This is a genomic window from Pseudomonas sp. MM211 (genome assembly GCF_020386635.1).
Taxonomy (GTDB): domain Bacteria; phylum Pseudomonadota; class Gammaproteobacteria; order Pseudomonadales; family Pseudomonadaceae; genus Aquipseudomonas.
Genome location: NZ_CP081942.1, coordinates 3,865,274 through 3,886,816, shown reverse-complemented (window position 1 = coordinate 3,886,816; position 21,543 = coordinate 3,865,274). Strand labels below are relative to the sequence as shown.

At 60.9% G+C, this 21,543-nt stretch carries 24 protein-coding genes; 13 read left to right on the top strand and 11 right to left on the bottom strand.

Annotated elements, in window-relative coordinates:
• Positions 1 to 13 precede the first annotated feature (13 nt).
• Both K5Q02_RS17840 and K5Q02_RS17835 read left to right on the top strand, forming a co-directional pair.
• Positions 14 to 775: a CHAD domain-containing protein gene (locus tag K5Q02_RS17840; protein WP_225832725.1), complete on the top strand. Its 762-nt coding sequence runs from the start codon at positions 14 to 16 to the stop codon at positions 773 to 775.
• Between the two features lie 104 nt (positions 776 to 879).
• Positions 880 to 1,677 (top strand): acyl-CoA thioesterase, encoded by a 798-nt coding sequence (locus K5Q02_RS17835; RefSeq protein WP_225832723.1) that lies wholly within the window; start codon positions 880 to 882, stop codon positions 1,675 to 1,677.
• On the opposite strand, the gene K5Q02_RS17830 is transcribed toward K5Q02_RS17835, so the two are convergent.
• The 3 genes from K5Q02_RS17830 to K5Q02_RS17820 all read right to left on the bottom strand — a co-directional run bounded on the left by K5Q02_RS17830 (position 1,653) and on the right by K5Q02_RS17820 (position 4,466).
• A complete protein-coding gene (locus K5Q02_RS17830; RefSeq protein ID WP_225832721.1) occupies positions 1,653 to 1,883 on the bottom strand; it encodes a hypothetical protein in 231 nt (76 codons plus the stop codon). The two genes, K5Q02_RS17835 and K5Q02_RS17830, sit on opposite strands and share 25 nt — an antisense overlap.
• A gap of 113 nt (positions 1,884 to 1,996) precedes the next feature.
• Positions 1,997 to 3,481 carry a methyl-accepting chemotaxis protein gene (locus K5Q02_RS17825; RefSeq protein ID WP_225832719.1) on the bottom strand — a complete coding sequence of 495 codons (1,485 nt, stop codon included), beginning with the start codon at positions 3,479 to 3,481 and terminating at the stop codon, positions 1,997 to 1,999.
• A 148-nt stretch (positions 3,482 to 3,629) separates the two neighbouring features.
• Positions 3,630 to 4,466 carry a TatD family hydrolase gene (locus tag K5Q02_RS17820; protein WP_225832718.1) on the bottom strand — a complete coding sequence of 279 codons (837 nt, stop codon included), beginning with the start codon at positions 4,464 to 4,466 and terminating at the stop codon, positions 3,630 to 3,632.
• Positions 4,467 to 4,672: 206 nt separating this feature from the next.
• Here K5Q02_RS17820 and K5Q02_RS17815 point away from each other — a divergent pair, with 206 nt between their 5' ends.
• The 3 genes from K5Q02_RS17815 to K5Q02_RS17805 all read left to right on the top strand — a co-directional run bounded on the left by K5Q02_RS17815 (position 4,673) and on the right by K5Q02_RS17805 (position 7,144).
• Positions 4,673 to 6,091, top strand: a complete 1,419-nt coding sequence (locus K5Q02_RS17815; RefSeq protein WP_225839726.1) for a transglycosylase SLT domain-containing protein — start codon at positions 4,673 to 4,675, stop codon at positions 6,089 to 6,091.
• A gap of 100 nt (positions 6,092 to 6,191) precedes the next feature.
• Positions 6,192 to 6,626 (top strand): DoxX family protein, encoded by a 435-nt coding sequence (locus K5Q02_RS17810; protein ID WP_225832716.1) that lies wholly within the window; start codon positions 6,192 to 6,194, stop codon positions 6,624 to 6,626.
• 218 nt (positions 6,627 to 6,844) lie between these two features.
• On the top strand, positions 6,845 to 7,144 hold the full coding sequence (locus K5Q02_RS17805) for a class I SAM-dependent methyltransferase (protein ID WP_225832715.1): 300 nt from the start codon (positions 6,845 to 6,847) through the stop codon (positions 7,142 to 7,144).
• On the opposite strand, the gene greB is transcribed toward K5Q02_RS17805, so the two are convergent.
• From greB to K5Q02_RS17790, 3 genes are read right to left on the bottom strand one after another with little or no spacing between them, the layout of a single operon-like run.
• Positions 7,145 to 7,642 (bottom strand): transcription elongation factor GreB, encoded by a 498-nt coding sequence (greB, locus tag K5Q02_RS17800; RefSeq protein ID WP_225832713.1) that lies wholly within the window; start codon positions 7,640 to 7,642, stop codon positions 7,145 to 7,147.
• Positions 7,643 to 7,675: 33 nt separating this feature from the next.
• Positions 7,676 to 10,180, bottom strand: a complete 2,505-nt coding sequence (locus tag K5Q02_RS17795) for an ABC transporter permease (RefSeq protein WP_225832711.1) — start codon at positions 10,178 to 10,180, stop codon at positions 7,676 to 7,678.
• A complete protein-coding gene (locus K5Q02_RS17790) occupies positions 10,180 to 10,863 on the bottom strand; it encodes an ABC transporter ATP-binding protein (RefSeq protein WP_225832708.1) in 684 nt (227 codons plus the stop codon). The genes K5Q02_RS17795 and K5Q02_RS17790 overlap by 1 nt, the downstream gene beginning before the upstream one ends.
• Positions 10,864 to 10,873: 10 nt before the next feature.
• On the opposite strand from K5Q02_RS17790, the gene K5Q02_RS17785 reads away from it, so the two are divergent.
• From K5Q02_RS17785 to K5Q02_RS17775, 3 genes are read left to right on the top strand one after another with little or no spacing between them, the layout of a single operon-like run.
• Positions 10,874 to 11,491: an arylesterase gene (locus tag K5Q02_RS17785; protein ID WP_225832707.1), complete on the top strand. Its 618-nt coding sequence runs from the start codon at positions 10,874 to 10,876 to the stop codon at positions 11,489 to 11,491.
• Between the two features lie 58 nt (positions 11,492 to 11,549).
• Entirely contained in the window at positions 11,550 to 11,831 is a 282-nt protein-coding gene (locus K5Q02_RS17780) for a hypothetical protein (protein WP_225832705.1), read from the top strand.
• A 59-nt stretch (positions 11,832 to 11,890) separates the two neighbouring features.
• Positions 11,891 to 12,847, top strand: a complete 957-nt coding sequence (locus tag K5Q02_RS17775) for a L,D-transpeptidase family protein (RefSeq protein WP_225839725.1) — start codon at positions 11,891 to 11,893, stop codon at positions 12,845 to 12,847.
• Between the two features lie 125 nt (positions 12,848 to 12,972).
• Here K5Q02_RS17775 and oprI read toward each other — a convergent pair whose 3' ends face one another.
• Positions 12,973 to 13,224, bottom strand: a complete 252-nt coding sequence (oprI, locus tag K5Q02_RS17770) for an outer membrane lipoprotei OprI (RefSeq protein WP_042553774.1) — start codon at positions 13,222 to 13,224, stop codon at positions 12,973 to 12,975.
• 368 nt (positions 13,225 to 13,592) lie between these two features.
• Between oprI and K5Q02_RS17765 the strand changes: the two genes are divergently transcribed.
• A complete protein-coding gene (locus K5Q02_RS17765) occupies positions 13,593 to 13,874 on the top strand; it encodes a GNAT family N-acetyltransferase (RefSeq protein WP_225832704.1) in 282 nt (93 codons plus the stop codon).
• Positions 13,875 to 13,931: 57 nt separating this feature from the next.
• Here K5Q02_RS17765 and K5Q02_RS17760 read toward each other — a convergent pair whose 3' ends face one another.
• On the bottom strand, positions 13,932 to 15,008 hold the full coding sequence (locus tag K5Q02_RS17760) for a 3-deoxy-7-phosphoheptulonate synthase (RefSeq protein WP_225832702.1): 1,077 nt from the start codon (positions 15,006 to 15,008) through the stop codon (positions 13,932 to 13,934).
• 450 nt (positions 15,009 to 15,458) lie between these two features.
• Between K5Q02_RS17760 and K5Q02_RS17755 the strand changes: the two genes are divergently transcribed.
• The 3 genes from K5Q02_RS17755 to cysB all read left to right on the top strand — a co-directional run bounded on the left by K5Q02_RS17755 (position 15,459) and on the right by cysB (position 17,546).
• Complete coding sequence (locus K5Q02_RS17755) at positions 15,459 to 15,845, top strand: thioredoxin family protein (protein WP_225832701.1); 387 nt, start codon at positions 15,459 to 15,461, stop codon at positions 15,843 to 15,845.
• Positions 15,846 to 15,968: 123 nt separating this feature from the next.
• Positions 15,969 to 16,466, top strand: a complete 498-nt coding sequence (locus K5Q02_RS17750; RefSeq protein ID WP_225832699.1) for a universal stress protein — start codon at positions 15,969 to 15,971, stop codon at positions 16,464 to 16,466.
• Positions 16,467 to 16,571: 105 nt separating this feature from the next.
• On the top strand, positions 16,572 to 17,546 hold the full coding sequence (cysB, locus tag K5Q02_RS17745) for an HTH-type transcriptional regulator CysB (protein WP_225832697.1): 975 nt from the start codon (positions 16,572 to 16,574) through the stop codon (positions 17,544 to 17,546).
• 57 nt (positions 17,547 to 17,603) lie between these two features.
• Here the strand turns inward: cysB and K5Q02_RS17740 are convergent, their stop codons facing one another.
• A complete protein-coding gene (locus tag K5Q02_RS17740) occupies positions 17,604 to 18,224 on the bottom strand; it encodes a phosphoadenosine phosphosulfate reductase domain-containing protein (protein ID WP_225832696.1) in 621 nt (206 codons plus the stop codon).
• A 136-nt stretch (positions 18,225 to 18,360) separates the two neighbouring features.
• On the opposite strand from K5Q02_RS17740, the gene thrH reads away from it, so the two are divergent.
• A complete protein-coding gene (gene thrH / locus K5Q02_RS17735; RefSeq protein WP_225832694.1) occupies positions 18,361 to 18,978 on the top strand; it encodes a bifunctional phosphoserine phosphatase/homoserine phosphotransferase ThrH in 618 nt (205 codons plus the stop codon).
• Positions 18,979 to 19,021: 43 nt separating this feature from the next.
• Here the strand turns inward: thrH and K5Q02_RS17730 are convergent, their stop codons facing one another.
• Together K5Q02_RS17730 and rloB are read right to left on the bottom strand one after the other, a co-directional pair.
• On the bottom strand, positions 19,022 to 20,008 hold the full coding sequence (locus K5Q02_RS17730) for an alpha-L-glutamate ligase-like protein (RefSeq protein ID WP_225832692.1): 987 nt from the start codon (positions 20,006 to 20,008) through the stop codon (positions 19,022 to 19,024).
• Positions 20,009 to 20,012: 4 nt separating this feature from the next.
• Positions 20,013 to 21,539: an osmotic stress tolerance membrane protein RloB gene (gene rloB, locus K5Q02_RS17725; RefSeq protein ID WP_225832691.1), complete on the bottom strand. Its 1,527-nt coding sequence runs from the start codon at positions 21,537 to 21,539 to the stop codon at positions 20,013 to 20,015.
• Positions 21,540 to 21,543 lie beyond the last annotated feature (4 nt).

The window sequence follows — 21,543 nt, the reverse complement described above, 5'->3', positions numbered from 1 at the left end:
AGGAGTACCCGCAATGAGTGGTTTCGTCAGCAATTTGCGCAGTGAGGTGCTGCGTTTGCAGGTAGCGCTGTATGCCTGCCGCGAGCGCCTTCAGGCCCAGACCGATGGTGAGGCGCTGCATGATCTGCGGGTGTGCCTGCGCAGGCTGCGCAGCTTGTTGAAGCCCCTCAAGGGTGCTGCTGGCAGTGACCCGTTGCAGCAGCGTGCGGCAGAGATCGGACGTCTGAGTGGCCCGCTGCGGGATCTTGAAGTGTTGATCGATACCCTGAGGCAGCATGGCGAGCATGCCGCCGCCGACCGACGTGTGGCCGAGCGGGCCAGAGGCGATGCGATGTTGCTCGCCAGCCGCTCGCTGCCAGCACTGTTTCGGGCACTGGATGAATGGCCCCAGGAGCTGGCTGTGCAGCAGGCCAATGGTGAACTCGATGACCTGCACAAAAAGGTTCGCCGCTACCTGCGCAAGCAGCGAGCTCTTCTGGTCGAGGCGTTGCGTGATGCCGAGCATGACCGCCACCGCGTCCGTCTGCTGATCAAGCGCGTGCGCTATACGGCGGAAGCGTACCCGCAACTGTCGCCGCTATCCGCCGCTCAGGTTCGCCTGCTCAAGAAGGGGCAGGCGCTGCTCGGCGACTGGCACGATCACCTGCAGTGGCTGGCAAGGGCTGAAACGGAGAAGGATTTGCAGGTATTCGTACAGGCCTGGCGCCGTTCGATGGAGGAGGCCGAACAGTCGTCGGAAGTAATTCAGGCGCGTCTGCTGGCCGCGCTGGAGTGAGCACGCCGCTATCTCCTCACAAATGACCGAACTGGCGTTCGCCCCAGGCTCGCTGCCTGGGGGCGAGTCTTTTACTATCAGGCGGACGTTTACGGGAGTTGAATATGAATTTCTCTGCATTGCTGGAGCATGTACAGCGCACGCCCGAGTCGCTGTCGATCCCGGCTGACTGGGGCCAGGGGCGCGCCAGCTTTGGTGGCGTGGTAGCGGCATTGGTGTACGCCGTGATGCGCAGCAAGGTACCCGCCGATCGTCCCCCACGCTCGCTGGCAATCTCTTTCGTGGCGCCGGTCGCGCCTGACACCGAAATCCGTTTCGAGGCCGAGGTGCTGCGCGAGGGCAAGGCGGTCAGCCAGGTGCTGGGGCGTGCGCTACAGAACGGCGAAGTGGTGGCTCTGGTGCAGGGCAGCTTTGGCGCGCCGCGCTCTTCTTCGGTCATGGTCGAAGCGCAGCCGGCACCAGTGCTCAAGTCTGTGGAGAGCAGCCAGGAGCTGCCTTACATCCCCAAGGTCACTCCGGAATTCACCCGCCATCTGGGCATGCGCTGGGGGCTGGGTGGCTTGCCATTCAGTGGCAGCCAGTCGCGGGAGATGGGAGGTTGGGTACGTTTCCGCGATCAGGAACGTGTCGAAACCCTCGATGAAGCACACCTGCTGGGGCTGGTCGATGCCTGGCCACCGGCTGTGCTGTCGCTGCTCAAGGGGCCTGCCCCAGGCAGTTCGCTGACCTGGACCATTGAATTCATCCAGCCGCTGGTTTCGGTGACCTCTGATCAATGGTGCCTGTACCGCGCCGAAATCGAGCACGCACGCGATGGCTACGGGCACGTCGCGGCAGCACTCTGGACCTCAAACGGTGAATTGCTGGCGATCAGCCGTCAGACGGTAACGGTGTTCGCCTGAGTCTCAGCGGCAGGTAGCAGCGCCTGACGCGCCAGGGCATAGGCTGCGATGGCTCCAAGCCCGGACAGAGCCAGTGCCAGCGGGCCTGAGCCACTGCCGGCAAGGGCGAGCGACACCAGCAGCAGCGGCATGGCGATGGCCAGCGATGGCATGTCGATCGATTCGGTGCTGGCCGAGTGGGCGAGGGGGGCGCTTTGCGTGGTCATGAGAAGTCTCCTGCATCAGATGGAGCCAGTCTATGGCGCTGCAGGCCCGGCAGCGAATTGATCCCTCCTATGTGGCAGATAGCTTTTGTACTATCTGCCTGCGCTCCGATAGCCTAAGGCTTGAGCTGGCGGATGGCCCGCGATAACTCGCCAGCTAGTTCTGCCAGTTCACTGCTGGTAGTGGCCGATTCCTGAGTCTGCTCGACGGTTTGTTCGGTGACATCGCGAATGCCGATCACCGAACGGGTCATTTCCTCGGCCACCTGGCTCTGCTGCTCGGCGGCCACGGCGATCTGCGTATTGCTCTCGCGCATCTGTGCCACTGCACTGGTAATCGCAGCCAGCGCCTCACCGGCTTCGTGGGCGGCCTGTACGCAATCGTCGGCCTTGAGCGAGCTTTCCTGCATGAACTCCACGGCGTCGCGAGTGCCGGCCTGCAAGGTGCCGATCATGCTGGTGATCTCGTCGGTGGAGTCCTGCACGCGCTTGGCCAGGTTGCGCACCTCGTCGGCTACCACGGCAAAGCCACGGCCCATCTCGCCAGCGCGCGCCGCCTCGATGGCGGCGTTGAGCGCCAGCAGGTTGGTCTGTTCGGCGATGCCATGGATGACGTTCACCACACTGCTGATCTTCTGGCTGTCGCCCGCGACCTGCTGGATCAACGTTGCGGTCTGCTGGACGCCGCTGGAAAGCCCGGTGATGGAGTGTACGACGCGACTGACCACGGCCTGCCCGGCGCCGGCGAGTTGGTCGGCGGTCTGTGACTGGTCACGAGTGGTCGCCGCATGTTCGGCAATGTGGTGCACGGTGGTCGACATCTCGTTGATGGCGGTAGCGGCTTGGTCGGTTTCGCTCTGCTGGCCGAGCATGCCCTGGCGTACGTCTTTCATGCTCCGGGCAAGCCGTGCTGTGCCGTCATCCAGTCTGGAGGCTGCCTGGATGACCGTGCCGACGACACGCTGGTAGCCGTCCTGCATGGCATTGAAGGCACCGGCCATCTGCCCGACTTCATCGCGGCTTTGCAGGGCAACGCGTGCCGACAGGTCGCCGTTCCTCTCCACGTGCAGCATGACGTCCTTGAGGGTGTTGAGGTGGGTGAGCAGAAAACGGATGAGAACCTGCGAGGCGCCGAGCAGGGCAAGCATCAGCAGGGCTACCGTCAATGCGTAACTGCCGACACGCTCGGCAAATATTTGCGCCAGGCTGCGACCGTATGCCGGTAGCGCTACGCGCTTGTCGCTGCCGCGCTCGATGATCTGGGCGCCGATCAGCGGATCGCTGCCGAACACACTGTCATGGGCGAGCTCGACCCAGCCGCGGGCATTGCGCAGTGCGCTGGTGTCCGCGTTACCGGGCAGGCGTGGCGCCTCACCTGTTGTGAACGGGATCAGATCAGCACTGCGCGGTAGCTCGCCATCGGCGGGCCAGGCGGCAATCAGGCGTGCCTGCTTTTGCGCTCCTTCGCGCGCAGCCTGGGCAAAGGTGTCCTGTTCCTGATACATGGCGAACAGAACGAGCAGCAAGGTGGTGAAGAAGGCGACGGCGTTGACCGCCCAGAACTTGTGTTTCAGGGATACATCGCGAATCCAGACGGGCATGTTTTTCTGCTCTCGACATGAATGAGGGTGCTAGCAAGGCGCCATCATTCTTCCACGGGCAAAATGTCCATCCCTTGATATGAGTCAATGACTCGGAAGTTGCATGATTACACCCGGATCAACGGAGGTGGTCGCCCAGGTGCAGGGGCTAGTCATCCATTTCTTCGTCGTCAGCCCGCTCGACGATCGACGGCAGCGCAAAAAAGGCACGGGCACAGGCGGTGGTATGTCGTGCAACCTCGGTCTCGGATTCCTGGCGATGCAGGGCCACCTCGCGCAGTACCTCAATCAGGTAGGCGGGCTCGTTACGTCCGTTTTTCGGTTTGGGTCTGAGGCTGCGGGGGAGCAGGTAAGGGGCGTCGCTTTCCAGCATCAGGCGGCCAACGGGAATCTCCCTGACCAGCGGATGCAGGTGGGCACCACGACGCTCGTCGCAGATCCAGCCAGTGATGCCGATGTGCAGATCCAGATCCAGGTAATCGAACAGCGCGCGCCGCTCGCCAGTGAAGCAGTGCACGACCGCCGCCGGCAAGCGATCACGGTAATCACGCAGAATCTGCACGAAGCGTGGATGAGCATCACGCTCGTGCAGGAACACCGGCATCTGCAGCTCCACCGCCAGGCTGAGCTGTTCTTCCAGCGCCTTCTCTTGCTGGGGGCGTGGCGAGAAGTCGCGATTGAAGTCCAGGCCACATTCCCCCACGGCGCGTACCTGAGGCTCGGCCAGCAGGGCGCCCAGTCTTCGCGCATGGTCGCTGCTCCAGTCCTTGGCGTTGTGAGGGTGCAGGCCAGCCGTGCTGAACAGGCGGTCGCCGCTTTCATCCAGCTGTCGGCAAAGATTCAGCGCATGCTCGCTTTCCTCCAGACTGGTGCCGGTCAGTACCAACTGGCAGATGCCGGCGCTGAAGGCTCTTTCGAGCAGGGCCTGGCGCTGATCATTGAAGCTTGCGTGGGTCAGATTGACGCCGATGTCGATGAGTTGCATGGTGTGACCCTGTGAAACCTGAGGGCCGCAGCATAACAGAGCTTTTTATTGCATATAAAAAATCAACAATTACAAAGGGTTGTGAGTTCTTTGTAATGTAAAACCAACAATTATTGGCGTCAGTACTCCGGCTGTGCGACCCTCCGCGCCCAGCTTTCGGCTGACCGCCACTGGCCGTCGGCCGGTTTTCTGCCTCCGGAGCGTCGATATTGCGTGTCCTTCTTGTGCTGTGCATGTTGCTCTCGCTGCCGCTTTCGGCAGTGGCGCGCATTGCCGGCCCGGTGGAAGTGACCCAGCCAGCAGCGGTTCGTGATTTACCCAGCATTCGCAAGAGTGGCGAGCTACGCGTACTGGTCAACCAGAGCCGCAACAGTTCGGGGGAGGTCAAAGGGCAGAGCATCGGCGTCGAATATCAGCGCCTGCGTGCCCTGGAGCAGTACCTCAACCGCAACGCGCGGGATGGTCGCAGCCTGCATCTGAAGATGATTCCCAAAGCCAAGGATCAATTGCTCGCCGCTCTGCAGCGCGGCGAAGGTGATCTGGTGGCGCCCGGTGAGTTGCTCAGCAGCAAGGGCGGTACGAGCATCATCGCCAGTGAAGCGATTCGCCGTGATGTGCCGGTGGTGATCGTCGCGCGGCAGGGCAATCGCCGTTATCAGCGTCTCGAGCAACTGGCTGGGCGCAGCTTGTCGCTGCCGGTGGGCAGCATCGCCAAAGACGCCCTGCACGGTATCAACCTGAAACTCCAGGAGCGCAAGCTGCCGCCCATTGTGGTCGAGTGGGTGGATCCGACTCTCGCCGTCGAGGACGTGCTGGAGATGGTTCAGGCCGGTATCTTCGACTTCACTGCCGTGGAGCTGCATATTGCCGAGCGCTGGGCCAAGGTGATGCCCAAGTTGCGCGTCGATCGCCATCTGGTGCTCGATGATCAGGGCGATATGCGCTGGTATATGCGCCGCGATGCGCCGATGCTCAGTGTCAGTGTCGATCGCTTCCTTGAAGGTTACCGAGTACCCGATGATCAGGACGCCGCCTTTCAGCGTGTCTATCGGCGTCTCTACAAAGTGCATTCGCCCATGGGGCGCACCGAGCGGCAGCGCCTGGAGCGAGTGCGTCCGGTCTTGCAGCGTTACGCCGAGCAGCATGATTTCGACTGGCTGGCGCTGGCTGCGCTGGCATTCAAGGAGTCAACCCTGAATCCCGGTGCGCGGGGCAGCAGTGGCGCTACCGGGTTGATGCAGATCACGCCAGCGGCGGCGCGCAGCGTCGGTGTCAGCGATATCACACGGGTGGAGAACAACGTGCAGGCCAGCGCCAAGTACCTGGCCAAGATCCGCCGTAGCTTCTTTAATAGTCCTAGGCTGAACGAGCGAGAGCGTATGGCGTTTGTGTTGGCCGGCTACAATCTCGGCCCACAGCGAGTGCAGAGGCTGCGCGCAGAGGCGCGGCGACGTGGCTTGAATCCGGATCAGTGGTTTTTCCAAGTGGAGCGCGTCGCCATGGAAGAGCTGGGCATGGGTGTGGTCAGTTACGTCAATGCGGTGAACAAGTACTACCTGGCCTATGCGCGGGAGCGCTATTCCCTGGAGCCTGCTGCAAAGCAGGCAGTGAGCATGCGAAAATAATCGATCTATTCGATTTGTTTTAGCGGTTTTATCCGGTATTCACATTTGATAATTAAATTAATATGGCGCCATCTCACTCACATAGCAAAGGAATCGCCCCATGAACGCACTCATCAAATCCCTGGCAGCCACTCGCGCAGGCTATGGCCTGACCATCCTACGGGTACTGGTCGGCATCATTTTCGTGGCCCATGGCGCGCAGAAACTGTTCGGCTGGTTCGGTGGTTACGGCCTGGCGGGTGTGGCGCAGTGGATGGAGAGCATCGGCCTGGCGCCCGGATACCTGATGGCGTTGATGGCCGGTAGTGCCGAGTTCTTCGGTGGTCTGGCGCTGATTATCGGCTTGCTGGTGCGTCCCGCTGCGGCGGTGCTGACCTTCACCCTGTTGGTGGCCATCTTCTCCGTGCACATCGGTAACGGCTTCTTCATGAGCGACAATGGCTATGAATTCGCCCTGGCGCTGATGGCCGCTACGCTGGCACTGCTGATCGAAGGCGCCGGCCGTCTGTCTGTCGACAAGCGCATCGCCGGTTAAGCGACACGAATCTCTGAAAAGCCCGCTGATGCGGGCTTTCTCGGTTATTGACAGGGCGATCTGCAACTCTCTACGATTGCCGTCTGCGCCGATTTAAACAGCTACTTGCGGGGCGCCTTAGGGATTCTTCAACGAGTCTCGAAATTCCGCTAAAGCGCTGGTTCGGTGTTGCCTCTCACCGCTGCCCAGCGGGATTTTCGAGGCGGAGACAAACACCCATGACCTGCTCCCAGGCCACACAGATTCGTATCGCTCCCATCACTTCCGGTTTGATCCGGCGCAACCCGCGCATTCTGCTCGGTGGCACCCACCAGCCGACCCTGCTGCGTTACCTCGATGGTTGGCCCAGTCGCCGTCAGGGGCGACGCGCATTCCTCGTGCAGTTCGCCGAACACGGCGAGTCGCTACAACGCTTCGCCGATGACAGCTTCGACTTCGCGGTGCTGCAGCGCCCCAGTAGCGAAGCGCTCGGCCAACTGACGCGTATCGCCCGACAGGGGCTGATCACCCTGCGCTGATTACGGATAGTCGATGGTCATGACGTACCAGTACTTGTCACCGGTCGGCGTTTCTACGCGCACTTCGGCGTCCAGCCCCTTGCCGATCAGCGCCCGCGCCAGCGGTGAGTCGATGCTGATCAGGTTGAGCTTCAGGTCGAGTTCGTCAGGGCCGACGATGCGGTAGCGCGAGGCGTTGCCGTCTTCATCTTCCAAGCTCACCCAGGCGCCAAAGTAGACCTTGTCCGGGTCGCTTGGGCGGGTGTCGACCACCTTGAGCTTTTCCAGGCGCTTGGTGAGAAAGCGCACACGGCTGTCGATTTCCCGCAGCATTTTTTTGCCGTAGGTATATTCCGCGTTTTCAGAGCGGTCGCCCTGAGCTGCCGCCTCGCTGACCGAGCGTGTTACTTCAGGGCGGCGTACGTGCCAGAGTTCGTGCAGTTCGGCGCGTAAACGCGCCTCACCTTCGGGGGTGATGAGGGGCGTTCCGGCTACGCGGGGTGGACGGTATCGACTCATGCTGGGCTCGGTCTGTTACGGGCGCGCAGTCTATCAACCCTCACGCAGAACAGTGAGAGGGCTGGCATCCAGCGAGCGCCGCGTACCGAGTACGCCTGCAGTGGCGACCAGTAAGGCGCCAATCAGCGGCAACACCAGCAGCCACGGATGCGGTTGCCAGTCCATTTGGAAGGCATAGCGATAGAGCAGGAAACTGACCAGCTCACAGCCAAGGGCAGCCAGCAGACCACTGGTTGCACCGAGCAGGCCGAATTCGGCGCGGCGTGCCTGAATCAGCAGCTTGCGTTCCGCCCCCAGCGCGCGTAGCAGGGCGCCCTGGTGAATGCGTTCGTCAAGCGTCGATTGCAGGCCGGCGAACAGCACGGCCAGGCCGGCCGCCAACACGAACAGCAGGACGAACTCGATGGCGATGGTGACCTGGGCGAGGATGCTGCGCAGTTGATTGAGCAGCGCCTCGACCTGCAGCAGGGTGACCGACGGGAACGCCCGTGACAGTTCGACCAGTTGTCGTTCCTGCTGGGGCGGCAGGTAGAAGCTGGTCAGGTAGGTGACCGGCAGATCCTGCAAGGTGCCGGGCTCGAAGATCATGAAGAAGTTGGGCTGGAAGTTGTTCCAGTCGACTGTGCGCAGGCTGGTCACGACAGCGTCGCGATTGACGCCACCCACAGTGAACGTCAGTCGGTCACCCAGCTTGACCTGGAGGCTCTCCGCCAGTTCGTCTTCCACCGACACACCGGGCAGTTCCTGATTCTTTTCGCCCGTCCACCATTGGCCCGCAGTAAGGGTATTTCCCTCTGGCAGGTCGGCACCCCAAGTCAGGCTGAGGTCGCGGCGTACGGCGCGCTCGCCACGGGAGTCCTTGCTGACGTACTGACGAACCGGATCGCCGTTGACCATCACCAGCCGCCCCGGCACGACCGGGTAGAGTGGCGCCGGGTGGGGGGATAGCTGCTCCAGGCGTGCGGCGAAAGCGTCCCGCTCGGCAGGCAGTACATTGAGTGCGAAATGGTTGGGTGCGTCAGCGGGCAACTGATCCTGCCAGGTGTCCAGCAGTTCGCCGCGCAACAGAGCGATCAGTGCCATGGCCAGCAGGATCAGGCCGAAGGCCAGGGATTGCCCAGCGGCAGCCAGGGGCCGGCGCAGCAGTTGGCCGAGGCCCAGGCGCCATGGCAGCGAGGCACGAGCCAGCAGGCGGCGCAGGCTCTGCAAGCCGAGCAGCAACAGGCCGCCGAGCAGCAGCGCAGTGACCAGGCCTCCGCCGAGCAGTGCCAGGGTCAATGGTAAATCCAGACTCAAGCGCCACATGATCAGCCCAAGGGCGAGCAGGGCGGTGCCGTACACCAGCCAGGAACTGGCCGGCACCGGCAGCATGTCGCGGCGCAGCACGCGCAGTGGCGGCACGCGGCCAAGTGCCGCCAGTGGCGGCAGGGCGAAACCGGCCAGTGCCACCAAGCCTGTTGCGATGCCGGCAAGCGCCGGCCACAAGCCGCCCGGTGGAATCTGGGTCGGCAGCAAACCCTGTAGCAACTGGAACAGCAACTGCTGGGCGAGCCAGCCGAGCAGGGCGCCGCTGAGGCTGGCGACCAGGCCGAGAATTGCCAGCTGCAGACTGAACAGTCCAAGAGCCTGGCGGCGTGACAGGCCCAGGCAGCGCAGCAGTGCGCTGGCATCGAAGCGGCGGCTGGCGAAGCGTGCGGCTGACAGCGCCACGGCGACCCCGGCAAGCAGCACGGCGGCCAGACTGGCCAGATTCAGGTAGCGCTCGGCGCGCTCAAGGGCGCCGCCGACGCTGCGGCTGCCATCACGGGCATCATCGAAGCGCTGGTGGGCGGCCAGGTCTGGTTCGAGGGCTTGGCGATAACTGGCAAGGGCGTCGCTCGGGCCATTCCATTGTTCGATGTAGCGTACCCGGCTGCCTGGCTGCACCACGCGAGTGGCGGGCAGATCATCCAGGTGCATCAGCACATGGGGTGTCAGGCTGTAGAAGTCGCCAGCTTCGTCCGGCAGGTAGGTAAGTACCCGGGTCAGGCGCAGGGTCTTGGCGCCGACCTCGATGTCGTCCCCGGCTTTCAGGTTCAGGGCAGCCAGCAATCGCGCCTCGGCCCAGACTTCGCCAGGTTGAGGGCCTTGGCTGACCGCTTCCTCGGCATAGGGCTCGGCAGCGCTCTTCAGTTCGCCGCGCAGAGGGTAGCCGTTGCCGGCCGCTTTGACGCTGGCCAGCTGGATGCCTTCGTCGCTGGCGATCACGCTGGAAAATTCGACGACCTGGGCGTGTTCCAGCCCCCGCGAAGTGCCTGCCTCGATTTGTTCGGCAGATGCCGGCGCACTGCCGCGCAGAATCAGGTCGGCACCGAGAAACTCGGTCGCACGCAAGGTCATGCCTTCATTCAGGCGAGCACCGAAGTAGCCGATGGCGGTACTGGACGCGACGGCGATCAGCAAGGCGAAGAACAGCACGCGCAACTCGCCAGCACGGGCGTCGCGCAGCAGTTGGCGGCCTGCAAGGGAGAGCAGGCTGAAGAAAGACAGGGATTTCATCAGGCGTTCACCGGTGCCACGAGGTGGCCACCCTCCAGACGGATCAGGCGTTGGCAGCGGGCCGCCAGGCGTTCATCGTGGGTAACCAGCACCAAGGTGGCGCCGCGCTCCTGATTCAGCTCGAACAGCAGGTCGCTGATCCGCTCGCCCGTGTGGCTGTCGAGGTTGCCGGTGGGCTCATCGGCGAACAGTACATCCGGCTCGGCGGCAAAGGCACGGGCGATGGCGACTCGCTGTTGCTCGCCACCGGAGAGCTGGCGCGGGGTGTGAGTAAGCCGTGCGCCAAGCCCTACGCGCTCGAGCAGCTCAGTGGCGCGCTGCCGAGCATCGCTTCGGCCTTCGAGCTCCAGCGGCAGCATGACGTTTTCCAGGGCGTTGAGGCTGTCGAGCAACTGGAAGGATTGGAACACAAAGCCGACGTGCTCAGCACGTACCCGGGCACGTTCGTCTTCGCCCAAGCTACCCAGATCGTTGCCGGCCAGCAGAATGCGCCCGCTGCTTGGCAGGTCGAGCCCAGCCAGCAGGCCGAGAAGGGTGGATTTGCCAGATCCCGAGCTACCGACGATGGCCAGACTGCCACCTTTTTCCAATTCCAGTGAAAGGTCGTGCAGGATGGTCAACTCGCCTTCCGCGCTGGAAACCACTTTGTTAAGGTTCCGCGCAGACAGAATGCTTGAGCTCATGAGGTATCCGATGCGTGCGATATGGAAAGGGGCCGTTCTCGGCCTGCTGCTGTTGGGACAGATTGCGGTACAGATGGCGCAGGCGGGGGCCGTACTGGTCGTCGGCGATAGTATCAGTGCGGCTTTTGGCATGGATACCCGGCAAGGTTGGGTTCATCTGCTCGATGAGCGCCTGCAGGGTGACGGTTTCGAGCATCAACTGGTGAATGCCTCGATCAGTGGCGACACCAGTGCTGGCGGTGCCGCGCGGCTACCGGCGCTGCTTGCAGAGCACAAGCCGGATCTGGTGATCGTGGAGCTGGGTGGCAATGATGGCTTGCGCGGCCTACCACCTAGCCAATTGCAACAGAATCTTGCGTCGATGGTTGATGCCTCTCGTGAGGCAGGTGCCAAGGTGTTGTTGCTAGGCATGCGCATTCCTCCCAACTATGGGGAGCGCTATACCACCGCGTTCGCCAAGGTTTATGACGACCTGGCGGCGGAGAAAAATATCCCGCTGGTACCCTTCCTTCTCGAGGGTGTGGGCGGTGTCGACACGCTGATGCAGGACGATGGCGTGCATCCCGCCGTAGAGGCACAGCCGCTGCTGTTGGAGAATGTCTGGCCAACCCTGAAGCCGTTACTCTGACGGGCTTTTCCACTGACGGCGTTTCGGCTAATGTGGCGCCCCCGCCCAGGAGCCACCAATGCTGCGACCCGTCTGGTCTCTGTACGCCTATCAACTGATCGAGCCCGACGAACAGCTCGACCTGTTCGCCTGCCGTGAGGCTCGGGTGCACTTGGTCGCTCGTCAGTTGGAACTGGGTGGCTATGCCGACCGCACGCTGTGTGGCGGCTTGCTACCGGCGCAGCCGCTGTGGCGTGATCTGGAGCGCCACATGTTGCACGATCGGCGCCTGTGTCCGGCCTGCCTGGCTACGCTCGAGGCTCAGCGGCGCGGAGATCGCCCGGCCTGGCCGGGGCGCTGAGTCTGGCAGCGGTATACACTTCACCTCTCACTATCACCTTCATCTCAAGGGTTTCCTGCATGTCGCCGCGCGTTTCAGCTCTCGCCCGCTGTCTGTCGTTGAGTGCTTTCTGTCTGGCAGGTTCTGCTGTCGCGATGGAGTTGCCGCTGCCACCACCCGGTGAAGATGTGGTGGGCGAAATCCAGGTGATCAAAGCGCGTTATGAAGACACCTTCGCTGATCTGGGTACCGCCAATGATCTGGGCTACCTAGAAATGGTTGCCGCCAATCCAGGGGTGGATGCGTGGCTACCGGGCGAGGGCACTGATATTGTGCTTCCGACACGGTTCATTCTGCCAGCGGGCCCTCGAGAGGGCATCGTCATCAACCTGGCCGAGTACCGCCTGTATTACTTTCCAAAAGGCCAGAACGTCGTTTACACCTACCCGTTGGGGATCGGTCGTGAAGGGTGGAGTTCACCGGTTGCAGATGCGCGTATTACTGCGAAAACGCCGAATCCCGGTTGGTACCCACCGCAGTCGATCCGCGACGAGCATGCTGCTGATGGTGATCCGTTGCCGAGTTACGTGCCGCCAGGCCCGGACAATCCGCTGGGGCCCTACAAAATGGCGCTTTCGGTGCCGGGTTACCTGATCCATGGCTCGAATAAAAAATTCGGTATCGGCATGCGTGTGAGCCATGGTTGCTTTCGTATGCTCAACAACAATGTGCTCGAACTGGCCGATATGGTGCCGGTCGGTACGCCAGTGCGCATCATCAACGAGCCCTACAAGTTCGGTGTGAGCAATGGCAAGGTTTACCTTGAGGCCCATGCGCCGCTCGGCGAAGAAGAAGGCGCGCCGAGCGGTGATCAGCATGCCGCGGTGGTCAACGCGCTGATCAAGCGCAGCGACCTGAATGCGCAGAACTTGGACTGGGATGTAGTGCGCGAGGTTGTAGCGTCGCAAGACGGTCTGCCGATCGAGATCGCCGCGCCTGGGGATGCGGTAATTCAGGCGCAATCGCCCACGTTCTGAGTTTTATTTCAGCCAATGAAAACGACTGTTACCGCACCGTGGTTTTATTGTTTACCCATCCGCTTTAAATACCCTGGGTAATAAAAAACCGGCCCTGAGGCCGGTTTCTATTAGCCCAAGGGCTATTACTTGCGGCTGGCTTTTTCCAGCATACGCAGAGCACGCTCGTTGGCTTCGTCAGCAGTTTGCTGAGCCTTTTGAGCAGCGGCCAGCGCTTCGTCAGCCTTGCGGTAGGCTTCGTCAGCGCGGGCTTGAGAGCGAGCTGCTGCGTCTTCAGTTGCAGTCAGGCGAGCTTCGGTTTCTTTGGTGACGCTGCTGCAACCGGTAGCCAGAACTGCGGCCAGAGCCAGAGCAGAGAATTTCAGAACGTTGTTCATCGTGTTCCCCTTGGGGTAAGTTTTTTGCTTGTTGAAGCCAAATCCCGAACCCGGAAAATGACCGGCGTACATACTACCTGTAACTTTTAGTAAGTAAACGCATGGAAAGCAAGGGCGCTGTTTTTTTTCATATTCAATGGGTTGCTGATAATAAACTGAACGCGATTGGTTGTTTATTGATCAGCGCGCTGAGGTGAAATGCAGTCGAACGATCAGAGAAAATGGATAAGGATTGTGCCGATTCCGAGCGCCGCGGATTTCGCCTTGCCCTTTACCTTCTAGAATGGCTTTATATCCTATTGTTACCGGATGTACGCGGGCCACCATGGTGGGGTATCGATGTCCGGCCTAATTTGAGAGGAGTAGTAATGAGCGAGTCACTGTCCATTCACCATGACCTTGCCGGTCACCAGTTCGAGACCACAGTGGATGGTGATCGCGCGTACCTTTCCTATATGGATCTGGGTAAGCAGACCTTGGATATCTATCGGACTTTCGTACCCAACTCGCTGCGTGGTCGCGGTATCGCCGCAGCCCTTACCGAGACCGCACTCGATTACGCTGAGCGCATGGGCTACACGGTGATTCCTTCCTGCTCCTATGTGGAGCGTTACATGGAGCGTCGTGAGGGCTCTGCCGAGCAGAGCTGAGGCCATGGTGCAAACAAAAACGCCGGGCATCTGCCCGGCGTTTTCATTGCTGTCGGCTTAACCGCGCTGGCGCTTGGGCAGTACGTCCTTGAGTTTGACGTGCATGCTACGCAGGGTTTTCTCGGTGCTCTCCCAGTCGATACAGGCATCGGTGATCGACACGCCATACTTGAGCTGCTGCAGGTCTTTCGGGATCGACTGGCTACCCCAGCCAAGGTGGCTCTCGACCATCAGGCCGACGATCGATTGGTTGCCTTCTAGTATCTGGTTGGCGACGTTGTCCATCACCAATGGCTGCAAGCCTGGATCCTTGTTGGAGTTGGCGTGGCTGCAGTCGACCATGATGTTCGGTTTGATGTTGGCCTTCTTCAATTCCTGTTCGCAGATAGCCACGCTCACAGAATCGTAGTTCGGCTTGCCGTTGCCGCCGCGCAGTACCACATGACCGTAGGCATTGCCCGTGGTGGTGACGATGGATACGCCGCCTTGCTGGTTGATGCCCAGGAAGCGGTGTGGGCTGGAAACCGATTGCAACGCGTTGATGGCAACGGTCAGGCCGCCGTCGGTGCCATTCTTGAAACCGACGGCCGACGACAGGCCCGAAGCCATTTCGCGGTGCGTCTGCGATTCGGTGGTGCGCGCGCCAATGGCGGACCAGCTGATCAGATCCTGCAGGTACTGCGGCGAGATCGGATCCAGCGCTTCGGTGGCGGTGGGCAGTCCCATTTCCGCGAGATCGAGCAGCAGCTTGCGGCCGATATGCAGGCCGTCCTGGATCTTGAACGAGTCATCGAGGTACGGATCGTTGATCAGACCTTTCCAGCCAACGGTGGTGCGTGGCTTCTCGAAGTAAACGCGCATCACCAGATAGAGCGTGTCGGAGACTTCTTCGGCGAGAACCTTCAGGCGCTCTGCGTATTCGTGAGCCGCCTTGATATCGTGGATAGAGCAGGGGCCAACGACCACGAACAAGCGGTGATCCTTACCGTCAAGGATGTCACGCACCACTTGGCGGCCGGCAGAAACCGTGCGTTGAGCGCTTTCGGTCAGCGGAATCTCCAGCTTGATCTGCTCTGGGGTGATCAGTGTTTCGTTGGAGGCGACGTTAAGGTCGTTAATCGGTAAATCAGCCATCGTGCTTTTCATCAATTGCGTCATCGGGTCACGGAAGCCGGCCGCCAGCGATCCCCGTGCAGCGGGCACAGCAGTATGGGCACAGCGGGGAAGCGGAACCTTAGCGCGTTAGCGCCCGGCTAGACAATGATATTTAGGGTATGGAGGCGCTAAACCTGTCAGCGTGCGACAGGGCGATGGCATTCAGAGCTGATGCGTCGGCTTGGCGTTCGCTGCACCCTGCGACAGACTTGCCCGAGCCTATGAGCGCGCAACCTGCTGTCGTGCACCTGCCGAGCAGGCCGGAATAGAATGCGGTTCAGAAGATGCCGCTCGACTGCGCTGTCTTGAGAGCGCGTTGCCCGTCGCACCATGAAGCCGACGTTATCGAGACCTTGCCAGAGGCTATGTATTGGACGGGATAACCGCAGCTCCCCAAATAGATCACTGCTATGACGAAGAAACTGGCGCATGACAGATCCCACCAACTGGTCGCAAATGGATAGTGCCTCGTCGGATAAAACGAGCGAGCTGGAGCTGACCGACTTCGATGCCGATCAGCAACTACTGGGTCTGCCGGGCATCTCATTGATAGCCTTCACCAGCCAGGGCTGCGCCGCATGCCGTTACGCCCGCGAGCGATTGCCCAGGATATCGCTGCCCGTCGAGCGGCTGGTATGGATTGATGCCGGCGCCAATGGCGGCTTGGTTCAGCGTTATGAGGTTTTTCACCTGCCTACAGTGTTTTTGGTGCGGGAAGGACGCTTCTATGGTGCATTGCAAAGCCGGCTTGACGGTGCCGAGCTGGTGCAGGCCATTGGCGAGGTGCTTGGCCGAGAACCTCAAGAGTTGCCTTGAGTCTGCTGGCTGGGCGCGAGTCTTATATAGCCATGCGTCCTGACAAACCGCTTCGTCGCTCACTTGTGGTACTGCTGCTAAGCTCAAGCGAGGCTTGGCCGTGCCGGCAGTCGAGGAGGCCGTATGATTCGTTCAATTCTCTATGCAACCGATCTCGGCCTTTATGCACCTTACGTCCTGCAACACGCGTTGGCGATGGCCCGCAGCTTCAAGGCACGGCTCTATGTCGTGCATGTGGTTGAGCCGATGGGCCTGTTCGCCGAGTCGGTTCTGCAGACCTACGTCGATGAGGCGCGTCTCAAGGAATTGCGCAGCACGGGGCTGGAAACGGTAATGAACAGCATCGAACTGCGCGTGCTCGAGGGCTTTCGTGACGAGCTGGGTGACAACCGTGACGACCTCGACCTGATCGGCTCGGTGCGGGTGCTACGTGGTGATCCGCCTATCTCGATTCTCGAGGAGGCACAGAAACTCGGTGTGGATTTGCTGGTCGTAGGCAGCCACAGCCATGGCGCAGCGCTGGAGGTGCCGATGGGCAGAACGGCGTCTAGATTGCTGCAATTGTCCGATGTGCCGGTCTATCTGGTGCCCATGCTGCAGCACCGTTCTCGGCATGAGTGATCAACGTGCAACCTAGGTAAAAAATCTATATTCACTATCTGAACCATTAATATGGTTATATATCGGATCGACGATCAGGCTGCCTATCCGCTCTGAGGGATTTATATGAAGCTTCAGCAACTGCGCTACATCTGGGAGGTCGCGCACCATGACCTCAACGTCTCAGCCACGGCGCAGAGCCTCTATACCTCGCAGCCCGGCATCAGCAAACAGATCCGTTTGCTCGAGGACGAATTGGGTGTGGAAGTGTTCGCGCGCAGCGGCAAGCACCTGACGCGAGTGACACCCGCGGGTGAGCGCATTATCACTACCGCCGGTGAGATTCTGCGCAAGGTCGAAAGCATCAAACAGATTGCCCAGGAATTCTCCAACGAGAAGAAGGGCACTCTGTCCATCGCGACCACTCACACCCAGGCACGTTACGCGCTGCCGCCGGTAATCAGCAGCTTCATCAAGCAGTACCCGGATGTTGCCCTGCACATGCATCAGGGTACGCCGACGCAGATTGCCGAGATGGCCGCCGACGGCACCGTGGATTTCGCCATCGCCACTGAAGGTCTGGAGCTGTTCAACGACCTGGTGATGATGCCGTGCTACCGGTGGAATCGCTGCGTGATCGTGCCTCAAGGGCATCCGCTGGCCAAGCTGCCCAAGCTGACCCTGGAAGCCCTCGCCGAGCACGAGATCGTCACTTACACCTTCGGTTTCACCGGTCGCTCCAAGCTCGATGAAGCGTTCAGCCACCGCGGTCTCACCCCCAAGGTGGTGTTCACCGCGGCGGATGCCGACGTGATCAAGACGTACGTGCGCCTTGGTCTCGGCGTGGGCATCGTGGCCAAAATGGCCATCGACCCGACTTTGGATCCGGATCTGGTCGTGCTCGATGCCAGTGAGCTGTTCGAGTCCAGCGTGACCAAGATCGGCTTCCGTCGTGGCACCTTCCTGCGTGGCTTCATGTGCGACTTCATCGAGAAGTTCGCCCCGCACCTGACCCGTGATGTGCTGGCCAAGGCCGTGCAGTGCCACAACAAGGTTGAGCTCGAAGAGCTGTTCAAGGGCGTGGAGCTGCCGCTGCACTAATTGCTGCAGTAAAACGAAAATGGCGCCCATGAGGCGCCATTTTCGTTCGTGCTGAGGTCAGTGGCTCAGGTGCAGACCGCACTCACGGTTGTCTTCGCCCTTGGTCGGGTCGAAGTAGTCGAAGTTGTTCGGCAGGCCGTGGGCGGTGAGGTACTGATACAGATCCTTGGACGACCAGTGCAACAGCGGCGCGACCTTGATCAGGCCATCCGGGTTGATGCTGACCGGCTGCATCTGTGCGCGCACGGCTGTGTCGGTAGCGCGTAGCGCGGTGAACCAGACACTCGGTGCGGTTTCACGCAGGGCGCGGGCGAATGGCTCCAGCTTGACCTCTTCGGTGAACGCGGCGTGGCGCGGATCGTCCAGCGCCGGTGTCGTGCCGTCGATGGCTTCACGGTGGGCCCGGCTGCGTTTGGGCAGGTAAGTGATCAGATTAAGACCAAGCTGCTGGGTGACTTCATCTGCGAACTTGTAGGTGGCTTCGGTGTTGTAGCCGCTGTCCATCCATATGATCGGGATGTCGGCCTTGGCCTGGCTGACCATGTGCAGGATGACGGCCTCGAACGGGCGGAAATTGGTGGTGCAGATCGCTGGTTTACCCAGGCCGATTGCCCACTCGACCAGCTTTTCCGGCTGATTGGCGAATTCGGCGTTGAGTCTGTCCAGATCGAGATCCATTGCGGGCTCCAGAGCATGTGGATGAGAAGGGCGATGGTAGCAAATCTGCGTGATAGCCGGGGCCGACCTTATCGTCAAAGCGCTGCCGCTTCTGTAGAGTTGCCGCCAACTTTCAAGCCCAACGTAGGAGTGTGCCGTGGAAATCGCTTGCCTCGATCTGGAAGGTGTACTGGTTCCCGAGATCTGGATCGCCTTCGCCGAGAAGACCGGAATCGAATCCCTCAAGGCGACCACCCGGGACATTCCCGATTACGACGTGTTGATGAAGCAGCGCCTGCGCATCCTCGACGAGCACGGCCTGAAGCTGTCGGATATCCAGGAAGTGATCGCCACGCTGAAGCCGCTGGACGGCGCCGTTGAGTTCGTCGACTGGCTGCGCGAGCGCTTCCAGGTGGTGATACTGTCGGACACCTTCTATGAGTTCTCCCAGCCGCTGATGCGCCAGCTGGGCTTTCCGACGCTGCTGTGCCATCGCCTGATCACCGACGATACCGACCGCGTAGTGGATTATCAGCTGCGTCAGAAGGATCCCAAGCGCCAATCGGTGCTGGCCTTCAAGAGCCTCTATTACCGTGTCATCGCTGCTGGTGATTCGTACAACGACACCACCATGCTCAGCGAGGCCCACGCCGGTATTCTGTTCCATGCCCCGGAAAACGTGATTCGCGAATTCCCGCAATTTCCGGCCGTGCACACGTTCGCCGGCCTCAAGGCAGAGTTCCTCAAGGCGTCCAGTCGTCAGTTGAGTCTGTAAGAGAGTTGCCTGCTGCCGACGGGCGTCGGCAGCAGGGCAGGGCTCAGATTTCTGCAGGTGGGATGTGGCCGAACAGTTCCTGAGAGAAGCGCGTGCGTTCTTCGGCGTTTTCCTGGATGCCTTTGGCCGCCAATTCTTCCAGGCGAGCCTCCACCGCATGGGCGCGATGGGTCAGGCCGCAGTCGTTGGCGATCTGGATGTTTAGGCCGGGGCGGGCGTTGAGCTCGAGAATCAGCGGGCCTTTGTCCTGATCCAACACCATGTCCACGCCGATGTAGCCCAGGCCGCATAGCTCGTAACAGCCAGCGGCGAGCTTCATGAAGCCATCCCAGTTCGGCAACTGCACGCCGTCTACCGCATTGGTGGTGTCTGGGTGCTTGGTGATCTTGTTGTTCAGCCAGGTGCCGCGCAGCGTCACGCCGGTTGCCAGATCCACACCGACGCCAATGGCACCCTGGTGCAGGTTGGCCTTGCCGCCCGACTGGCGGGTTGGCAGGCGCAGCATGGCCATCACCGGATAACCCATCAGCACGATGATGCGAATGTCTGGCACGCCTTCGTAGCTGATGCTCTTGAAGATGCTGTCCGGGGTCACCCGGTATTCGATCAGCGCACGATCTCGGTGTCCGCCAAGGGAGTACAGGCCTGAGAGGATGCTGGAAATCTGCTGCTCGATCTCGGAGTGGCTGACGATCTTGCCCGATACAGTCTTGAAGCGATCTTCGAAGCGGTCGGCGATCACCAGAATGCCGTCACCGCCGGCGCCCTGGGCCGGCTTGACGACGAAATCGCTGCGCTCGCCAATGATCTTGTCGAGGTTGTCGATTTCCTTCTCGGTAGAGATCACCCCGTACATTTCCGGCACGTGAATGCCGGCTTGAATTGCCCGCTCCTTGGTGATGATCTTGTCGTCGACGATGGGGTACAGGTGCCGTTTGTTGTACTTCAGCACGTAGTCCGCATTGCGTCGGTTGATGCCCATGATGCCTTTGGCTTCAAGGGCCTTCCAGGTTTTCCAGAGACCTAACATTGGCTCAATCCTTCAGGAAGGCTTTGAAGCGGAACAGTTCGGTCAGGCGGTAGCCGCGGTAGCGACCCATCGCCAGCATGAAGCCCACCAGAATCAGCAGAATCGCCGGGAAGGTGAAGACGAAGTAGACCAGCTCCGGCACGCTCATCAGCAGGTGCGCGATGGTGGCGGCGAACAGGGTGCCGATGGCCACCTTGAAGGCATGGCTGCCGCCACGTTCTTCCCAGGTGATCGACAGACGCTCGATGGTCATGGTCAGAATCACCATCGGGAACAGCGCTACGGACAGGCCGCGCTCCAGGCCCAGCTTGTGACTGAACAGGCTGATGGTGGCGATCAGCACGACCACGAAAGTCAGTACCACCGATAGCCTCGGGAGCATCTGTAGCTTCAGGTGCTCCAGGTAGGAGCGCAGTGACAGGCCGAGTGCGGTGATCACCGTGAACAGGAAGATACCGAAGCCCAGCTGCGTCTCACGGAAGGCAAGGGCGATCAGCACCGGGGTGAAGGTACCCAGAGTCTGCAGGCCGCCGAGGTTGCGCAGGATCAGGATGACCAGCACGCCGATGGGGATCATCACCATGATCATGAAGGTCTGCTGGGTCTGCAGCGGCAGGCCGTACAGCGAGTACTCCAGGAAGTCGGCGTCGGTGTTTTCGTCGGTCAGCTGAGCGAGGCGAATGGCGTTCATCTCGCTGTTGTTGAGGGTGAAGGTGGTGGTTGCCTGGCGGCCACCGTCGAGGGTGACCAGCGGCTCGTCACCTGTCCACCAGACCAGGCGATCGTTCGGTAGGCCTTGCTCACCGGTTTCCGGGTTGAAGTACAGCCAGCGGTCGCCGTTGAAGCTGCGCAGCCACAGCTCCGGGCTCTGTTGGATGTCTGCTGCCAGGCGAATGGTGTGCACGCGCTCCATCGGTACGTGGGCGATGGACAGCAGCAGTTCGACGGCCTGGGCCTTCTTGGTCGTCGAGGCATCGCCGCCGAGCAGCAGCTTGGCGTTGTCGTCATTTGTGTTGTTGACGCGCTTGATGGTCTCGCTGATGAAGGTTTCGACGTCGGCCGAGTGCTGACGAATCGGCGCCAGCAGCGCTTCCGCAGCGATCTTCTCGGGGCCTTCGACCGGAATGCTGTCACGGAAGATCGGGCCTTTAGCCTTGGCCTGCTCGCCGCTGTAGCGCTTGGTCAGCACCAAACGGTAATAAAGAGTTTGCTTGCCGCTGGCGCGGCGCGCCGACCAGGTCACCTTGCGGTTGGCGTCGGCACGGTTGACGCTCACGCCATAGTTGTTGGAGATGAAGCTCTCGTTGAGGCTTACGTAATCCTGATTCAGCGGCGGCACGAACATCTGCAGCTTGATGGGGTCGCGGCCATTGGCCTGGAATTCGACGCGGGTGTCGATGTTCCACAGGTCATCGGTTTCGTCGCTGCTGACCGGAATGCCGAGCACGAATATTTGATAGGCGGTAATCGCGATCCCCAGGCTCACCAGGATGGTGATGAGGACTTTCAGGTGCAGGGTGAGAGAGCGCATGGGA